The sequence below is a fragment of the Chryseobacterium sp. KMC2 genome, from assembly GCF_016756935.1.
In the GTDB taxonomy this organism is placed as follows: Bacteria; Bacteroidota; Bacteroidia; order Flavobacteriales; family Weeksellaceae; genus Chryseobacterium; species Chryseobacterium rhizosphaerae.
This window is the reverse complement of record NZ_JAESIT010000008.1, coordinates 197,423-214,775: the sequence shown is the minus strand read 5'-3', so window position 1 is coordinate 214,775 and position 17,353 is coordinate 197,423. Positions and strand designations below refer to the sequence as shown.

General features: G+C 35.4%; 15 protein-coding genes and 1 other RNA gene. 12 read left to right on the top strand and 4 right to left on the bottom strand.

Annotation, left to right across the window (positions count from 1 at the left end):
* Positions 1–16: 16 nt before the first annotated feature.
* The 3 genes from JML65_RS11820 to JML65_RS11810 form a co-directional block, all read right to left on the bottom strand.
* Complete coding sequence (locus JML65_RS11820) at positions 17–907, bottom strand: ribokinase (protein ID WP_047488274.1); 891 nt, start codon at positions 905–907, stop codon at positions 17–19.
* Positions 908–974: 67 nt separating this feature from the next.
* Entirely contained in the window at positions 975–1,610 is a 636-nt protein-coding gene (locus tag JML65_RS11815; protein ID WP_202270982.1) for a DUF4241 domain-containing protein, read from the bottom strand.
* A gap of 221 nt (positions 1,611–1,831) precedes the next feature.
* A complete protein-coding gene (locus JML65_RS11810; RefSeq protein WP_202270981.1) occupies positions 1,832–4,447 on the bottom strand; it encodes a valine--tRNA ligase in 2,616 nt (871 codons plus the stop codon).
* A 128-nt stretch (positions 4,448–4,575) separates the two neighbouring features.
* Here JML65_RS11810 and JML65_RS11805 point away from each other — a divergent pair, with 128 nt between their 5' ends.
* The 4 genes from JML65_RS11805 to JML65_RS11790 all read left to right on the top strand — a co-directional run bounded on the left by JML65_RS11805 (position 4,576) and on the right by JML65_RS11790 (position 7,141).
* Positions 4,576–5,040, top strand: a complete 465-nt coding sequence (locus JML65_RS11805) for a DUF1573 domain-containing protein (RefSeq protein ID WP_047488266.1) — start codon at positions 4,576–4,578, stop codon at positions 5,038–5,040.
* A gap of 129 nt (positions 5,041–5,169) precedes the next feature.
* On the top strand, positions 5,170–6,039 hold the full coding sequence (locus JML65_RS11800; protein WP_202270980.1) for a polyphosphate kinase 2 family protein: 870 nt from the start codon (positions 5,170–5,172) through the stop codon (positions 6,037–6,039).
* A gap of 136 nt (positions 6,040–6,175) precedes the next feature.
* Positions 6,176–6,553: a hypothetical protein gene (locus JML65_RS11795; RefSeq protein ID WP_202270979.1), complete on the top strand. Its 378-nt coding sequence runs from the start codon at positions 6,176–6,178 to the stop codon at positions 6,551–6,553.
* 57 nt (positions 6,554–6,610) lie between these two features.
* Positions 6,611–7,141, top strand: a complete 531-nt coding sequence (locus JML65_RS11790) for a hypothetical protein (RefSeq protein WP_047488260.1) — start codon at positions 6,611–6,613, stop codon at positions 7,139–7,141.
* 66 nt (positions 7,142–7,207) lie between these two features.
* Here JML65_RS11790 and rnpB read toward each other — a convergent pair.
* Positions 7,208–7,532: RNase P RNA component class A (gene rnpB / locus JML65_RS11785), an RNA gene on the bottom strand.
* 138 nt (positions 7,533–7,670) lie between these two features.
* Between rnpB and JML65_RS11780 the strand changes: the two genes are divergently transcribed.
* The 8 genes from JML65_RS11780 (at position 7,671) to JML65_RS11745 (ending at position 17,353) form a co-directional block, all read left to right on the top strand.
* Positions 7,671–8,162: an RNA polymerase sigma factor gene (locus tag JML65_RS11780; RefSeq protein ID WP_027374652.1), complete on the top strand. Its 492-nt coding sequence runs from the start codon at positions 7,671–7,673 to the stop codon at positions 8,160–8,162.
* A complete protein-coding gene (locus JML65_RS11775) occupies positions 8,155–8,829 on the top strand; it encodes a hypothetical protein (protein WP_047488257.1) in 675 nt (224 codons plus the stop codon). The genes JML65_RS11780 and JML65_RS11775 overlap by 8 nt, the downstream gene beginning before the upstream one ends.
* A 59-nt stretch (positions 8,830–8,888) precedes the next feature.
* Complete coding sequence (locus tag JML65_RS11770; RefSeq protein WP_202270978.1) at positions 8,889–10,514, top strand: AMP-binding protein; 1,626 nt, start codon at positions 8,889–8,891, stop codon at positions 10,512–10,514.
* A gap of 385 nt (positions 10,515–10,899) precedes the next feature.
* Positions 10,900–11,790, top strand: a complete 891-nt coding sequence (locus tag JML65_RS11765) for a carboxypeptidase-like regulatory domain-containing protein (RefSeq protein WP_202270977.1) — start codon at positions 10,900–10,902, stop codon at positions 11,788–11,790.
* Between the two features lie 200 nt (positions 11,791–11,990).
* On the top strand, positions 11,991–12,176 hold the full coding sequence (locus JML65_RS11760) for a class I lanthipeptide (RefSeq protein ID WP_047488251.1): 186 nt from the start codon (positions 11,991–11,993) through the stop codon (positions 12,174–12,176).
* 62 nt (positions 12,177–12,238) lie between these two features.
* Positions 12,239–13,156: an LLM class flavin-dependent oxidoreductase gene (locus JML65_RS11755; protein WP_084085264.1), complete on the top strand. Its 918-nt coding sequence runs from the start codon at positions 12,239–12,241 to the stop codon at positions 13,154–13,156.
* A complete protein-coding gene (locus JML65_RS11750) occupies positions 13,149–14,306 on the top strand; it encodes a lanthionine synthetase LanC family protein (RefSeq protein ID WP_202270976.1) in 1,158 nt (385 codons plus the stop codon). The genes JML65_RS11755 and JML65_RS11750 overlap by 8 nt, the downstream gene beginning before the upstream one ends.
* Positions 14,303–17,353 (top strand): lantibiotic dehydratase, encoded by a 3,051-nt coding sequence (locus tag JML65_RS11745; RefSeq protein WP_202270975.1) that lies wholly within the window; start codon positions 14,303–14,305, stop codon positions 17,351–17,353. Before JML65_RS11750 ends, JML65_RS11745 begins: the two co-directional genes overlap by 4 nt.

The window sequence follows — 17,353 nt, the reverse complement described above, 5'->3', positions numbered from 1 at the left end:
TATGCCTTAAATAATTTTAAGAAAAGAATTCTGACATCTTAGGTAATCCGGTCTGTGAACCTTTACCTCCCGAGACTCTTGCCGAAACTTCATTTCCAAATTTCACGCAATCTTCTATCGTATTTCCATGGCACAGCGCTATAGCAAATCCTGAAGTGAATGCATCTCCCATTCCCATCTTATAAACAGTCTTATCTTTGTCATTCCTGAAATATTTCATCTCAGTACCGTCGAAATAAATCGTAGAATTTGTATCATCTCTTACAAATACTTTATTGAAGTATTTTTTAAGAACTTCTTCCCTTTTCTCTTCGCCAAAAATAATATAGAGTTCATTGCTTTTTGCTACAATAAAGTCGACATTTTCAATAATTGCTTCATTTACAGGCATAGCAGGAGAAGCATAAAGCCCCACTTTCTTGCCATATTTTTTTGCTTTTTTTACTGTATATTCTACAACCTCTATAGAAACTTCAAGCTGCACAAGAACAAGATCTGCGCTATGAAAATACCGGTCTGCTTCATCTATATGGGCTTTATTAAGATATTTATTTGCCGCCGGAACCACTACAATAGCCGCATTTCCGTTACAGGTTGTTACATAAGCTGTTCCTGTGGACTCTTTGTCTGTTTCATGAACAAAACCTACATTCACATTTTCACTCACAAGATTCCTCATGATCTGCTGGCCCAGTGGATCCATCCCCACACACCCTATAAAATAAACACTTGCCCCAAGCCTCGCCGTTCCTACCGCCTGGTTGGCTCCTTTCCCTCCAAAATAGCTGTCTGAATTAACGGCTAAAACGGTTTCATTAGGTAAAGGAAGCTTTTCGGTTTCTAAAACCAAATCTATTGATGAGCTGCCTACAACAATAATTCTGGGTTGTTCTGAGGAGAATTTCATTGTGCTTTATATTAGTTTTAACATTTATATCTGGTGAAAATCAGTGATCCAAAAGTAACTATTTTAATTAACTTATTTCAATAAATTCAGTAATTATCTTTACAGGCTGCTGATCCTTATCATAAGCTATATAACTGGCATAAAAACCTTCACCATATCCGGTCTCAAAAGCAAATATAGTTCCAGGGTGTTCGTCTGCCGGTTTCAGGAAGGCATATTGATCTATAGCGCCATTCTCATCAAAGAAATAGTCGTGGAAAAATTCTTCATAGATTCCCATAAAGTCTCCTCCTTTCTGTTGATACAGTTTTTGCTCCAAATCATTAAGACTGGTTTGGGTATCCACATCCATCAGACAACCCATTCCACTTTCTACAGGATATCCGAAAACTTCTCCTTCTGCAAGATCTTTGATATTCTGTCCCGCTGTAGTAGCCAGTTTCCAATCTGTGATCGCAGAATTACTGAATATTATTTCTGCATACGCTACACAATTGCTTTCTCTTTCTTTGTGTAACATCACTGAGAAATTTCCTTTTGGAAATTCTGTGGTAAAAGGAAGCATATCATTGGTGATTAAAGGATCACAAGCGATCAGTTTTCCACTGGAAAGGTAAATTTTCCCAACTTCAAAACTCTCCAACAAAGGGCTTTCTACAAAGTCTTTTGAGAATAGTTTCCGTATGTTTTCTATATGTGTCATGTTATTTATTACTTATTTTCAATGGCCAGCTGGATATCGTCGAAAATAAAACCTTCAACTGATCCAGTGATCGTTGGCAATGGTTTATTTTTCATTCTACTCCAGCCGTACACTTATTTTTCAGGCGCAGGGGCCTGATTTCTATCATTAATACATAAAAGAAGACGAGATTAACTGGTCTTCTTTTATAGGTATAGCTTTCAGGGAATTTCCTTGATTAATTACAAGCTTTTCAGTTTCTCTTCCAAAATGGCAATTTTATCCTGAGCGTCTTTTTGTTTTTTACGCTCAACTTCTACCACTTCAGGTTTGGCATTGGCAACAAACTTTTCATTGGAAAGTTTCTTTTCAACTGAAATTAAAAACCCTTTTAAATACTTTACTTCTTCTTCAGTTTTAGCTTTTTCTTCTCCCAGGTCTAGGTTTTCACTTAGAGGAATAGACACTTCTGTCGCTCCTACCAGGAAGGTGAAACTTGGCTTATCTGTTTTCAATCCAAAGTGGATCTCCGAAATATTAGCTAATTTTCTTACCACATTATCATTGGCAAATTCAGAAGCATTCGTAAATATTTCAACTTCTTCTCTTGGAGAAATCCCTTTGGTCTGACGATAATTTCTAACTCCCGAAATCAGTTCTTTTGCGATTTCAAAGTTTCTGATGATTTCTTCATTAAAGCTATCTGCATTTTTCTGCTGAGCAATAACAAGAGCTTCTTCCATACTTCTTTCTGAAATCAGCTGCCAGATTTCTTCTGACTGGAAAGGCATGAACGGATGAAGTAGCTTCATTAATTCTTCAAAGAAAACAATTGTTCTGTCATATACTTCTTTAGAAATACCCTCTCCATAGTTAGGCTTAATAGCTTCAAGGTACCATCCGCAAAAATCATCCCAAATTAATTTATAGATCAAATGCAGGGCATCAGAGATCCTGAATTTATCAAACTGATCATTGATTTCAACAATCGTTTTATTTAATTTGTTTTCAAACCATTCAATAGCCTGATGGTCTGTAGCTATTGCAGGTTTGTCTTCATGCTTCCATCCTTGAATCAAACGGAAAGCACTCCATATTTTTGTCATGAAATTTCTTCCCTGAAGCATCAGATCTTCATCGAAAAGAAGGTCATTTCCAGCTGCGGAACTCAATAGGATTCCTACACGAACACCATCAGCACCATATTTATCCATCAGCTCAAGTGGATCCGGAGAGTTCCCTAAAGATTTTGACATCTTTCTTCTCTGCTTATCTCTTACAATTCCTGTGAAATAAACATTTTTAAAAGGAACTTCTTTTCTGTACTCCAACCCGGCCATAATCATTCTTGCTACCCAGAAGAAAATAATATCCGGACCGGTAACCAGATCAGATGTCGGATAATAATAATTAATATCTTTATTATCAGGATCAATCAATCCATCGAATACAGACATGGGCCACAACCATGATGAGAACCAGGTATCTAATGCATCATCATCCTGTCTAAGGCTTTCTGCCGTTAATTGCTGATTTCCTGTTTTTTGTTTTGCCAGTTCTAAAGCTTCTTCTTTAGTTTCAGCTACTACAAAATCTTCATCTCCTGTACCATAATAATACGCAGGGATCTGCTGTCCCCACCAAAGCTGACGGGAAATATTCCAGTCACGGATGTTTTCCATCCAGTGCTTATAGGTATTTTTAAACTTTTCAGGATAGAATTTCACCTCATCATCCATTACTACATCCAAAGCAGGTTTAGCAATGTCAGACATTTTAAGGAACCACTGTACTGAAACTTTAGGCTCAATAACAGCCCCTGTTCTTTCCGATGTTCCTACTTTATTCACATAGTCTTCTGCTTTTAACAAAAGATCTTTTTCTTCTAATTCTTTAGCGATCTGTTTTCTTACTTCAAATCTGTTTTTCCCTGCATAATGAAGACCGTGCTCATTAAGATTTCCATCATCATCCAAAGCATCAATCATTTTCAGCTGGTGCTTCTGACCGATCTCATAGTCATTGGTATCGTGTGCAGGAGTGATTTTCAATGCTCCGGTTCCGAATTCAATATCTACATATTCATCTTCAATAATCGGAATGACGCGGTCTACAATCGGAACAATTACATTTTTACCTTTCAGATGAGCATATCTTTCATCATTAGGGTTAATACATACAGCGGTATCCCCAAAAATAGTTTCAGGACGGGTTGTAGCCACTGAAAGAAATTCTTCAGAGCCTTCAATTTTATATTTAAGGAAATAAAGCTTCCCGTTCTGTTCTTTAAATATTACCTCTTCATCTGAGATATTGGTTTTCGCTTCCGGATCCCAGTTTACCATTCTGTAGCCTCTGTATATTAATCCTTTGTTATAAAGGTCAACAAAGCTTTTAATTACCTGTTGTGAAAGTTTGTCTTCCAAGGTAAAACGGGTTCTGTCCCAATCGCATGAACATCCTAATTTCTTTAGCTGCTCAAGGATTGTTCCTCCATATTTATCCGTCCATTCCCAGGCATGCTCCAGGAATTGTTCGCGGGTAATATCTGACTTACTGATTCCTTCAGACTTCAGTTTAGCAACAACTTTAGCTTCGGTAGCAATGGAAGCATGGTCTGTTCCCGGAATCCAACAAGCATTAAATCCACGCATTCTTGCACGACGGACCAGAACATCTTGAATGGTATTGTTCAGCATATGTCCCATGTGTAATATCCCCGTAACATTTGGCGGAGGTATTACCACAGTATATGGAGGTTTCTCATTAGGTTCTGAGTGGAAATACTTATTTTCCAACCAGTAATTGTACCATTTTTGTTCTGTTTCCTGTGGATTGTACTTTTCTGAAATCTGCATAAATTCTATTTCTTTGGCTTGCAATTTGCAAAAATAGTCTAAAGAAAAAAATTTTTAAGCATGAATTAAAATAATTTTTAACTTTGTTTCACAAAATTTATCTAACAAACATATTAACATTCAAGAATATGAAGAAATTAATTGCAGGAATTGCTTTATTCGGAACATTTGCTCTGGCATCTGCACAAACTATTACATTTGATAAAACGACTTTCGACTACGGTACTATTAAGCCTAATGCCGATGGGACAAGGTTTTTTACAGTAACAAACACTGGTGACAAACCTTTGATCATTTCAAACGTAAAACCATCTTGCGGATGTACAACTCCGGAATTCAGCCAGGATCCTATTATGCCAGGAAAATCTGCTAAGATCAAAGTTGGATACAATACAGCTCTTAATGGAGGATTCAACAAAATGATTGAAGTTTTCTCTAATGACCCTGCCAACAGCAGAAGCGTAATTTACATCAAAGGTAATGTAGATGCTAACGCTCCTGAAGCAAAAGTATTGACTCCTGCTGAGCAGAAAGAAGCTGCAAAAGCTGAGAAAAAAGCTGCAAAACTAGCTAAGAAAGCTGCAGTGAAGTAAATTCTACTTAAAAAAATAAAGAAACCGTCTCCTTTGAGGCGGTTTTTTTATTACATTTATATAAGGGTAGATGTTTAGCGAAGTCCTTTTAATCTTTTAATCTTTTAATCTTTTAATCTTTATACATATATGGACACCAATTTCTCAGATGATTTTCAGGTAAACGGCAAATTCTCGATAAAAAAAACGTCAACAGCTTATAAGGGAAAACTTACCAAAGAAGAAGGAGCACAATTGTTAATTAAAGAAAAGGAAAAGCTCCGCGAATTACAGGAAAAATTATATGCAGACGGTAGCCAGTCTCTGCTTGTTATATTGCAGGCAATGGATGCTGCCGGGAAAGACAGTATGATAGAACATGTCTTCGGAGGAGTAAATCCACAAGGCTGTAACGTAACCAGTTTTAAAACGCCAAGTTCCCGGGAATATTCGCATGATTTTTTATGGAGACATTATCTGGCACTGCCTCAGAAAGGAATGATAGGTATTTTCAACCGTTCGCATTATGAAAGTGTCCTGGTATGTAAAGTACACCCTGAATATAATCTAAGTGAGAAAACCTGGTCTTCGGTAGAAGATTTTGATAACAAATTCTGGGAAAACCGGTATGAAAGCATTAGAAATTTTGAAAAGCATCTTTCGCAAAATGGAACAACCATTATTAAGATCTTTTTGAATGTGTCTAAAGATGAACAGAAAAAAAGGTTATTGGACAGAATTAATGAACAGGAAAAAAACTGGAAATTTTCTGCCGGAGATCTTCCGGAAAGAGCATTATTTGATCAGTATATGGAAGCTTATGAGACTGCCATCAATGAAACATCGAAGGATCACGCACCATGGTATGTACTTCCTGCCGATAATAAATGGTTTGCCAGGGTGGCCGCTATACAGATCATTATTGATACTCTTGAAAAAATGAATTTAAAATACCCGGAGCTTTCTGAAAAAGACAAACAGGGTCTTATAGACTCTAAAAACATTCTTGAAAATGAATAATGATTTAATATAATTAACTATTTAATGTAAATATTTTAAACATAAACACTCAGTAATGTGAATAATTTTCTATTCACATTATTTTTTTATATATTCACCATCTCAATTTTTCACCTATATCATTAAAACTTTAACTATGAAAAAACAGCTCTTGCTATCAGCCTTTATTCTCTTAGGCTTAGCTTCCTGCAGTAATGAACAAACTGCTCTCAACACTATGGAGAATATGAAAACTTCCGAGATGGAAGCTTTTGATAAAGCTTTTATACGCTTAGGGGAACCGCAAAATCAGCCTACACAAGAAGAAAGAAGGAATAACTCTGTAGAACTTAGTGACCGTAGAAAAGAAATTCTTATTCCGGCTTCCAAAGCATTAATTATCTCGACAGGGTTTTCAGAAACGGAAATAAACAAAAAAACCGGAGGCGATAAAGCAAAAATTATAGCCTGGGCTCTAGATATTAATTTTAAAAAGAAAGATGAAATATATAGAAAAATGAAATCTGACCATTAAGCTCAAACATTTTTTAATCATTTATTTATTATTTCTATTCCATTTAAAATTATTATCATGAAAAAAATAATGTCATTCACGTTGTTCCTTTTAGGAATACTCAGCTTTTCACAAACACAGGATAATGTACTTGTGATCTCCAACCATACTTCACTCACCATTGAAGGCAGATTAATCACCTGTAATCCTGTTAATTTTTACCCTGTTGTTAAACCTATATCTACCAATCCTTCCGGACTGTTTACTGTGCCCCCACATACTGAAATGAAGTTTGATTCTTTTGATACATCTGGTACAGCCATAATCCCCGTTTATCAATGGGCAGTTACTACATCTCTCGGTAATACAGCCATCTATAATTATAATGATCCCTATATTACAAGCATAATGCCTAATACAAGATGGGCATTCTATGACTTCAGAACGGTCGATAGCTCGGGAGTAGTTTGGGATGGCTTCCAAATGGGAGATCCCAATATCTACCCGGCACCTGTTAATACAATCCAATATGGACTACAAATGCCTAACGTTCATGCAGAATGGATTCAGTTTGCCGACTATGTAAGCTTACATGTATATGAAAACTAAAAAAAATAAGCGGAGAAAAATCTCCGCTTATTTTTTATACTATTTGAGTATCTTCAATACAAGAAAAATACGAGAAAATCTATAAGCCGGATTTTGTACTTCCGAAGAAGTGCCTGTTATTTATCTACGTCTTACATTGCTGCAAGACTTGAGCTGATTACCCCTCGGCTTTCAGGACGAGCCGCCCCTATTTCCATTACTGAAAAGAACCGATATACTTACCATTGCACCGCAAAGAGTTTACCTGGTTTCACTACAGCCGAACTGTACCTGCTTTCTGTTGCACTTGTCCTACCCTCACGGGTGACGGATGTTATCCGCTTTGCTGCTCTATGGTGTCCGGACTTTCCTACCTCCCATAAGATGGGAAATCAACAAGCCGATTTTCTCGCGGCTGCAAAGATACATAAATTTAAGGAAGACTGGAAAACCGAGCAGATAAATAAGTCGATTTGCCTTTTTAGCATTTGTCCAATATAATTCTTCATCAATTACCACATTATTATTATCTTCGTGCCATTATACATCTATGAATTCCAGGGAAAAAGAATTTGCGCAGCTTATTAAAGATAATCAGGGTCTGATTATTAAAGTATCTCGCTTATACACCAATTCTCTTGAAGATGAAGAAGATCTTTTCCAGGAAATCGTCTTACAGCTTTGGAGAAGTTATGATTCTTTTAAAGGAAATTCCAAAATTTCAACATGGATGTATCGTGTAGCGCTTAATACAGCCATTACTCTTTTCCGAAAAAAAAGCAAAAGCCTTCCTACCAATGAACTGGACATCAACCACAAAGATTTTGTGGAAGATGACGATGAAAAACAACAACAGATTTCGCTTTTGTATACTGTAATCAAGACTCTTCCTAATATAGAAAGAGCCATTGTCATGATGTATCTTGACGATCTGCCTTACAAGGATATTGCAGAAAACCTCGGGATTACCGAAGTCAACGCACGTGTGAAAATGAACAGATTAAAGAAAACCCTTAAAGAACAGATGGAAAAATATGCCTGAATTTGATTTAGATAGCTTTAAGAAGACATGGCAGGAACAGCCTGTACAGCCAAAATATGACAACACTGAGATCCTTCAGATGCTGAATAGAAAATCACGTAATTATGTAAAGTATATTTTCTGGATCAGTGTTGTAGAATTCCTTTTCTTTTCTGTTTTAGGGTTGTTTTATTTTTTCCAGGAGGAGGAATCAGACAGTTTCCGTAAAGTACTGGAAAGATTGGGTGCACAGGGAGCTCCTGAAGTAGAAGATAATTTCGGTCATGCTTATTTAGCAATAAAAGTTTTAAGCCTGCTCATCACGGCATACTTTGTATTGAAATTCTATCAAAACTACCGTAAAATAAAGATTGAAGAGAATCTTAAAGGGCTTATTACAAGAATTATCAAGTTCAAGAAAACAGTGAATGCCTTTATTCTCATTAGTATTGTTCTTTTGGTAGCCTTCACCTTTGTGTTAATTGCGTTCATATTTTATACTTTAAATTCCCAGAATATCCAGCCTTCCAATTCTAATCTCACAATCATTATTGTCGGAATTGTAGTCAGCACTCTTCTTGCTGTATCGATGATATGGTTTTATTACAAATTAGTATATGGAAGTATCATTAAAAAGCTTGACAAAAATCTGGACCAGCTGAAAAGGATAGATTCCGAGGAAAATTAATATAGACAGCCCATAGTTAAAGATATATTTGTTAAATTTATTTAACCAAATCTTATACTATGCCACTATCTTATGTCTACGGAGCTTCTGAAATTCCGTTATTAGGACAAACTATCGGAGGAAATCTTAAAAATACAGTTGAAAAACACCCCAACCAGGAAGCATTAGTCTGTGTTCATCAGAATTACAGAGCCACGTATCAGGAGTTTTATAATCAGACAACCGCTATTGCAAAAGCCTTATTATTTTTAGGAGCAAAATCCGGAGACCGGATCGGAATATGGTCTGCTAACCGGTATGAATGGGTCCTTTTACAGTATGCTACCGCCAGGATAGGAACTATTCTAGTCAACATTAATCCAGCCTACAGAACTCATGAGCTCACCTATGTTCTCAACCAGTCTGAGGTACGCTTTATTTTTTCTTCATTAAGTTTTAAGTCCAGTAATTATAAGGAAATGGTAGAGTATGCAAAAGAAGTATGCCCCAGCCTTGAACATGAAATTTTCTTTGACGAAAATTGGGATGATTTTGTGAATAACGGACAGAACATTTCAGATGAGGTCCTTCATAGTTTTGAGGAACATGTACAGTTTGATGATCCGGTTAATATTCAATATACCTCAGGTACTACGGGATTTCCGAAAGGCGTGACATTATCCCATCATAATATTTTAAATAATGGCTACTTTATTGGAATAAGGTTGAAATACACAGAAAAAGACAGAGTCTGTATTCCTGTTCCTTTCTATCACTGTTTTGGGATGGTTATCGGAAACATCTGCTGTACGACTCACGGAGCCTGTATGGTTATTCCCAACGACAGTTTTGATCCTGATATGACATTAAAGACAGTTTCTGATGAAAAATGTACCTCATTATATGGTGTCCCTACTATGTTTATTGCGGAACTGGCTGTCAAAGATTTCGATACTTATGATTTTTCAAGTTTAAGAACCGGTGTTATGGCAGGATCGGTCTGTCCGCCGGAAATCATGAAAAAAGTGGAAAACCTTATGAATATCAAAGAAATGAGCATCTGCTACGGAATGACGGAAACATCCCCTGTTTCTACTCAGACGCTGATAGGAACTTCTTTGGAAAAGCAGGTCAGCACGGTAGGAACCGTTCAGGATCATTTGGAAATAAAGATCATTGACGAGAATGGAAGAATACTAAAACGGGGAGAGCATGGCGAACTATGTACCAGAGGGTATTCGGTCATGTTGAAATACTGGAATGATTCTGAAAATACCCAAAAAGTGCTGGATAATGCCCGATGGATGCACACCGGTGATATGGCGGTCATGGATAAGGACGGATATATTACAATTTCAGGAAGAATTAAAGATCTTATTATCAGAGGTGGAGAAAATATTTCCCCAAAGGAAATTGAGGATTTCCTATATACATACACCCATATTCTTGATGTTCAAATCATTGGCGTACCCAGTGAAAAATTTGGAGAAGAAGTAATGGCCTGGGTAAAGGTGAGAAAAGGTTTCACAATCACGGAAGAAGAACTATTAGACTATTGTAAAGGAAAAATTGCTCATTATAAAGTCCCAAAGTACTGGAAATTTGTAGATGAATTTCCAATGACCATTTCCGGAAAGGTAAGAAAAGTGGAAATGAGAGAGATTTCTATAAAGGAATTAGGTATGGAAAATTCAAGAAATTTATAAAAAATCCGGAATCGCCCACTGTAAAGGAAAAAAAGGAAAAAAATGCTTTCCTTTTTTTTATGAAAAATTTTATAAAAAAGCGGAATGAGTTCACCATTTAATCGGTGAACTTTATTTTTTTCGAAAAAATTTAGCCTTCTCGAATTAAAATACAAAAAAATTAGAATTATGTAAAGCACTACTGAGTGAAAAGCTCTTGAATAAAGGATTAGAGCCAATACAAAGTTATTGAATATTCAATGCTTATTTTTGATATTTAATGTGAATAAGTTATCTATTTTAAGGAAAATACATACATATGATAAATAAAATTTGTTTTTTTCTCCTTTACAAGTGAGTAATGTAGAATAAAATCCTATATTTAGACCAGACAAAAAAACTAATAATGAAGATCGGACTGGCAATTTGTGCTCTACTACTTACTATACATATGTATGCACAAAAAATTTCAGGAACTGTCAAAAATGAAAACAAAGAAGTTATTTCTTACTGCTCAATAAGTTTTGGGAATGAAAACATAAGTACTATTACCGATATCAATGGTAAGTATTCTCTGGAAATTCCTCAAAATACCGATAAAAGTGACGAGATCATTTTTGAATCCAACGGCTATGAAACTAAAAAACTGAGCGTCAACGAAATAACTGAAAACCCAAACATTATTTTAAACAAAAGAGTATATGCTATTCAGGAAATTAATATAAACGGAAGAAAAACCAAAAGAGAAATCATAGGTGCAGAAAAAAGACCTATGTTTACCTTCTCTAAAATGTTTGATAAAAACATTCCCACCGTTGAACAGGGGCAGATATTTGATATCTATAACTGGACAAAGCTAAACGCCTATAATTTTTATATTATTCCAAGCTCCAAGTTCAAAGAAATTACCTTAAAATTAAATATATATACTGTTAAGGATGGTTTACCAGAACAAACTCTCCTTACTGAAAATATAATATATAAGACCAGTACAACGGGCTGGCAGAATATCGATCTGCAAAATTACAAACTGATCTATACAGGCTCAAGCAAGCTGGCTATTACCCTGCAGCTTGTAGATTATATACAGGAAGATGCTATTGATTTTGTCTTTGGAATCTCTGCTAAAAAGACCTTATCCAATGACTTGCTCTATCGTTATCAGAGCCAGGGAAAATGGGAGGCCAGGAAAGGAAGTTTTATCTCAAACATCGATATTAATTATAATAAAGATAAACCCGGAAAGGTAAGTACAATGAAGAATCAGGATGAAGCTGTTTCTAAAAGTATAGAATAAACCACTTCTAATTTTATAACGATAATTGCTTTACGCAACACATTATGTTCTTTATAGAGCAGTATACCGTTATATTTTAAAACCAAAGGACTGGTTTTTCATTTAAATACTGATAAACAAGGTATTATATAATAAATACATATAAAAAAGCGGAAACCGAAAAGCTAACGAGTAGGTAAATTATTTAAATTTTTTTAACCATGAGCAAAAAGCTTACAAAAAAGTTAACTCTTAAAAAAGAGAAGTTATCTCAATTAAACTCTGACGAAATGAAATCAGTAAAAGCTGGAAAAGAGGCATTTTTATCTATTTTTGATTGTACACACTGGACATGTACAGCTGGAAGCAGCAGATCTTCTGAACTGTGTGTTTGTACTGAAGTATAATATTTCACAAAAAGTATTAAAGCTACTCCTTTGCGGGAGTAGCTACTTTTTAATAACTAGTTATGGCAAATAAATTAAAAATAGGGCTTTTGGAATTTGGTATAAGAGAAAATTCTCTTAACAATTCTAAAAAATCGTTGTACGATATCATTGACTATGCAACCCGAGCAGACGAGCTTGGTTTTTCGAGGTTTTGGGTTACTGAAAATTATTTTTCAAAAGCACATGACATGGCCTGGTCTACTCCTGAAATGCTTCTACCCATACTATTGGGATTAACAGATAAAATAAAGATAGGAATTGCTGGGGTTATTATGCCATTACAAAGTCCATTCAGAGTAGCTCATAATTATAAACTATTATCCAGCCTATATCCCAAGAGGCTAGATCTTGGTTTTGTAAAAGGGCTAGTGGGAGAATATGATCTTCAATACTTTAACGTAGATGTTGATAAAGACAGCTATTTTTCATCATTTCTTCCGAAGCTTGAATCTACCCTACGCTTTCTGAGGGAAGAAAATGAACTGTTGAAAGAAAATTTAATTATCCCGCCTTACAAAGGAAACATTCCTGACGTATGGTATATGGGATCTTCACATTCAGGGTTGAAAGTAGCTTTGCAGCACGACCTCAATTTTGCAAGATCTATATTTCATGGAGAGTCCAACAAAGATTACCTCAAGGAAGAGCTACAAAACTTCAGAACAGAATACAAAGCAAAACACGGAAAAGATCCGTCTATGGTATTGACATTTTCCGGATGCTGTCATAAAACCAAACAAAAAGCACTAAAAGTAGCAAAAAGCAGTACTAATGGTTCTATAGACAATATAAGTCTTATTGGAGACGGAAGTTTTTTCCAGGAAAAATTACTGGAATTTAAAGAACTCTACGGATACAATGAGTTTATGTTTAATAATGTTTCCAGAACACACAAAGACTCTCTAACAGCTATTGAAATATTAAGCCAATATGTATAAAGATAAAATTGATTTTTTTTTAAGCGAGATTTCAAAAAAATGTATTGCAGATAAAGGTGACAATATCACATTCAGCTTGGGGAGTAATTATTACTCATTATTCTACAATAATGATATTGAGATTGAAAAAATTGAAAGTCTGATAGACCTGGCTTCTGAAGACACTTATTATTCTTTTGCCAGCGGAAGTTTAGCCGTGATTTATTTCATGAGGCTTCTCCATACTTCCAATATTATTACAGATGAGGATATTGATGCAATAGAAGAAGATTCTATAGAATTCTTTTTAGAGTTGATCTCTATTTATGCAGACAAAAAAGAATATGACCTGTTTACAGGTTTGATTGGATTGGGTCTTTACTTTCTGGAAATCCAGAAACTTGATACAGTCGCAAAAATAGTGTCATATATTGACCACTTAAAATATGAACAAAACAAATCCATTTTCTGGGTTGATCATAATATAACAAAAGAAGAAAACATCTGTGATCTGGGTCTTGCCCATGGTCTTCCTTCAATCATATCCTTTTTAGCAGAATGTTATCATAAAGGCTGTGAAAAAGAAACCTGTAAAAAACTGATCCAGGGAGCGGTACATTTTCTTTCTGAACTGTATGAGGAAAATAAAGATTCTCAGTATATATTTCCTTCAAAAATCAATGTTGTTACCCGCAAAAAGCAACCCGCAAACAGGTTGGCATGGTGCTATGGTGACTTAGGTATTGCAATAGGGATATGGAAAGCCTATACTGTTTTGCAGGATGAAGACCTGAAAACAATGAGTCTTTCTATCATTTTGAATTCATCAAAAATCAGATTGGATAACGCCGGGGTTTTTTACAGTAACAAAAATGATTGTATAGACACTGGGATCTGTCATGGATCATCCGGAATTTCACATATTTTCAATAAATTTTACAGAGTATTTAAGCGGGAAGAGCTCAAAGAAGCACATGATTATTGGATGGCTATTACCCTTCAGCAACTGGATAAAGGAACCAAGTTTCCTTATGATCTGAAAAATGATGAATGGGTAGAACATACCGGATTACTGGAAGGAATTTCAGGAGTGGGAATGGTATTACTGGATTATCAGTATCCTGAGAAAGCTAAAGATTGGGATAAAATTTATTTAATGAACATAGAATGAAATACAACGACATAGAAAAGCTGAACTTTTACCTGTTGAGGACTCCTCTTTTTCCACAAAAAAGTATTGATACATGGGAAAAAGACATCAATAGTGAAAACTTTCGTAAGGCCATTTATTTATCTTCACCGGATCTCTATGAGCAGCTTATCAATTGGGATGAAAAAAAACTTTCGAAAGAAAAAGCAGATAAAATAAAAAAGTCTTTGCTTAAATACTGGCTTAGAATACATTTCAGAACCATCCCCTTTGGAACCAATGCAGGAGTAAGCATGGGACAATGGGACAGTAATACCCTGATCACACTGGATAAAGGGCAGGATAAGATTTATGCACGACTGGATATGCAGCTGGTACATGATATCATTACAGAACTGGAGCAAAAAATGTTTGTCAGACAAATCTGTAAGTTATATACCAACAATACCATATACAGTACCAAAAATAAATACCGTTATATTGAGTCTTCTGCAAATAACGGAGGATTGAAATATGAAATTATTTCTACAGAAAAAAACAAATATCTGAATTCTATTATAAAAGCCTGTACCAACGGGCTGGAGCTATCCTCCATAATAGAGGTATTGGTTAAGCAGGGTATTTCTTATGAAGACAGCTTTGACTATGTCAATGAGCTTATCGACTCAAAAATACTTGTCAGTGAACTTTCTCCAAAGGTTACTGACAAAAACTTCCAGGATTTTATCTATCAGTTTTTAAAAGGACTGAAAATTCCTGCTACCCAAGAAAATAATGATGATGCAGCTTTCATTCGCCACATCATCAGCATATTTGAAATTGTTCAAAAAATAAATATAACCAATGACATTGATGATGCTGTTGAGAAAATTACTCAAATCTTAACTGAAGCAGGGATTAAAAGCTATAAAAAAAATATTATCCAGACAGACCTGCTCAAAGGTAAAGTATCCAACACACTGAACAATACTATTTTTAAAGATTTCAAAAAGGTGCTTTCAACAGTCTTTAATATCGGTACATCAGATAAAATTGATGCACTGGAGAGTTTTAAAAATGTATTTCTTGAAAGATATGATCAACAGGAAATACCTTTATTGTTAGCGCTTGATCCCCTATCAGGAATCAATTATCCTGTACATTCGGATAATGATGCTTCGGATCTGATTGGAGGAATCCAGTTCAAGTCTGAAAATAATTCTAATATTATTCAGGGATCTGTAAAATGGAATCAATTTTTGGGTGAAAAATTAATTAGTGCCGTTAAGAACAACGAAGATAAAATTATAATCACTCAAGATGAGGTTGCTCCGTTTTCAGACGAAAATAAAAATATACCTTTTTCAATGTCTTCTCTGGTACAGGTATATAAGGACGAGGAGGGACAACCTGTCATTTTTCATAAATTCAGTGACGGACCTTCGTCCTCTACTTACCTGGGACGTTTTTGTCATTTGGACAACGAACTGGAAGAATCAGTAAAACAAGCTTTATTAGAGGAAGAAAATTTCTTTGAAAATCAGATCATTGCTGAGATTGTGCATAATCCGCAACCAAGGGTAGGTAATATCCTTCTCAGACCGCATCTGAGAAAATATGAAATTCCCATTCTTAGCCCCCATCATTCAGACAGTGAACCGATCTACCTGAATGACCTTATGATTTCCATCAAGAACAACAGGGTTGTCCTTCGTTCCAAAAAATACAATAATGAGGTTATTCCTAGTCTTTCATCTGCCCATAATTATAATCTGCATAAAGTACCGATGTATCATTTCTTATGTGATCTTCAGTATCAGAATATCACCCCGTCTTATAACTGGAACTGGGGAATGTTTACCAATTATGATTATTTACCAAGGATAATGGTCAACAACGTCATCCTGTCAAGAACATCATGGCGACTTTCATCCGAGAAAATATTCAATGGAAAGCAGGCTTCAGTAGCTATTCTCAGGGATTATCTAAGAGAAAAGAATATTCCTGAAATCTTTACTTTCTCGGAGAGGGATATGGAACTCCCTGTATTTATGAACAATGACCTTTCTCTGGAAATCTTACTGGATCATCTTGTGAAGGAAAAGACAATAAGAGTGTTTGAAAACCTTGCGAATCAATATGAAAGTATAGCCAAAGATACGGAAGGAAATATCCATAGCAATGAGATTGTTATTCCATGGCATAACCTAAGCAGTACAAAAAACAAAGAACTTTCCGTCTTTCCTGTTAAAAATACCATTACCAGAAATTTTATTCCGGGAAGCGAATGGCTCTTCTATAAAATCTATAGCAGTACCAAAGTTTCGGATCAGATCATCAAAGATTCTATTTATAAATTTGCCAGTGGACTCATTAAAAAAGGGATTATCAAAAAATGGTTTTTCATCCGTTACAGCGATCCGGATCATCATATCAGAATAAGGTTTCTGACAACATCATCTGATCATAATATATCCAATCAGATCTATCAATTGCTCGATAAGTATTTGACACAGGAGATGATTATCCATAAAATTGTTCTGGATACCTATAATAGAGAGATTGAGCGATATGGAGAATCTACCATAGACTACATGGAAAGTATATTTCATTTTGACAGTGAATGCGTTTGCCAGCTATTGAAAGAGGCTGAATTGACGGAAACTGCAATTTGGAAAGCAGCTATTGTTGGAGTAAACAGGATTTTGGATGATTTTGGCTATGAGCAAACCGAAAGAAGAGATATTATGAATCACCTGGCCAATGGGTATGGTATGAGGCTGGATGAAAACTCTAAGGCAGCTTTAAAAGATAAATATAGAAACCATAGAAGTGAAATATTGGGTCTCTTAACAGGTGTTGATGATTTTTGTACGATATTGAATGGCAGAACCAAAAAAACAAAAAAATATATAGCTGAAGTTAAAGAGCTCCAATCTAAGCAAATGGTTAAATCATTAGTGATAAGTTATATTCATATGTTTATTAACCGAATGTTTGCCTCGAAACCGAATCTCTATGAGTCCATTCTTTATTATTTCTTGCACAAAAGTTATGACTCATTACTCAATATTAAAAAACTGACGTAG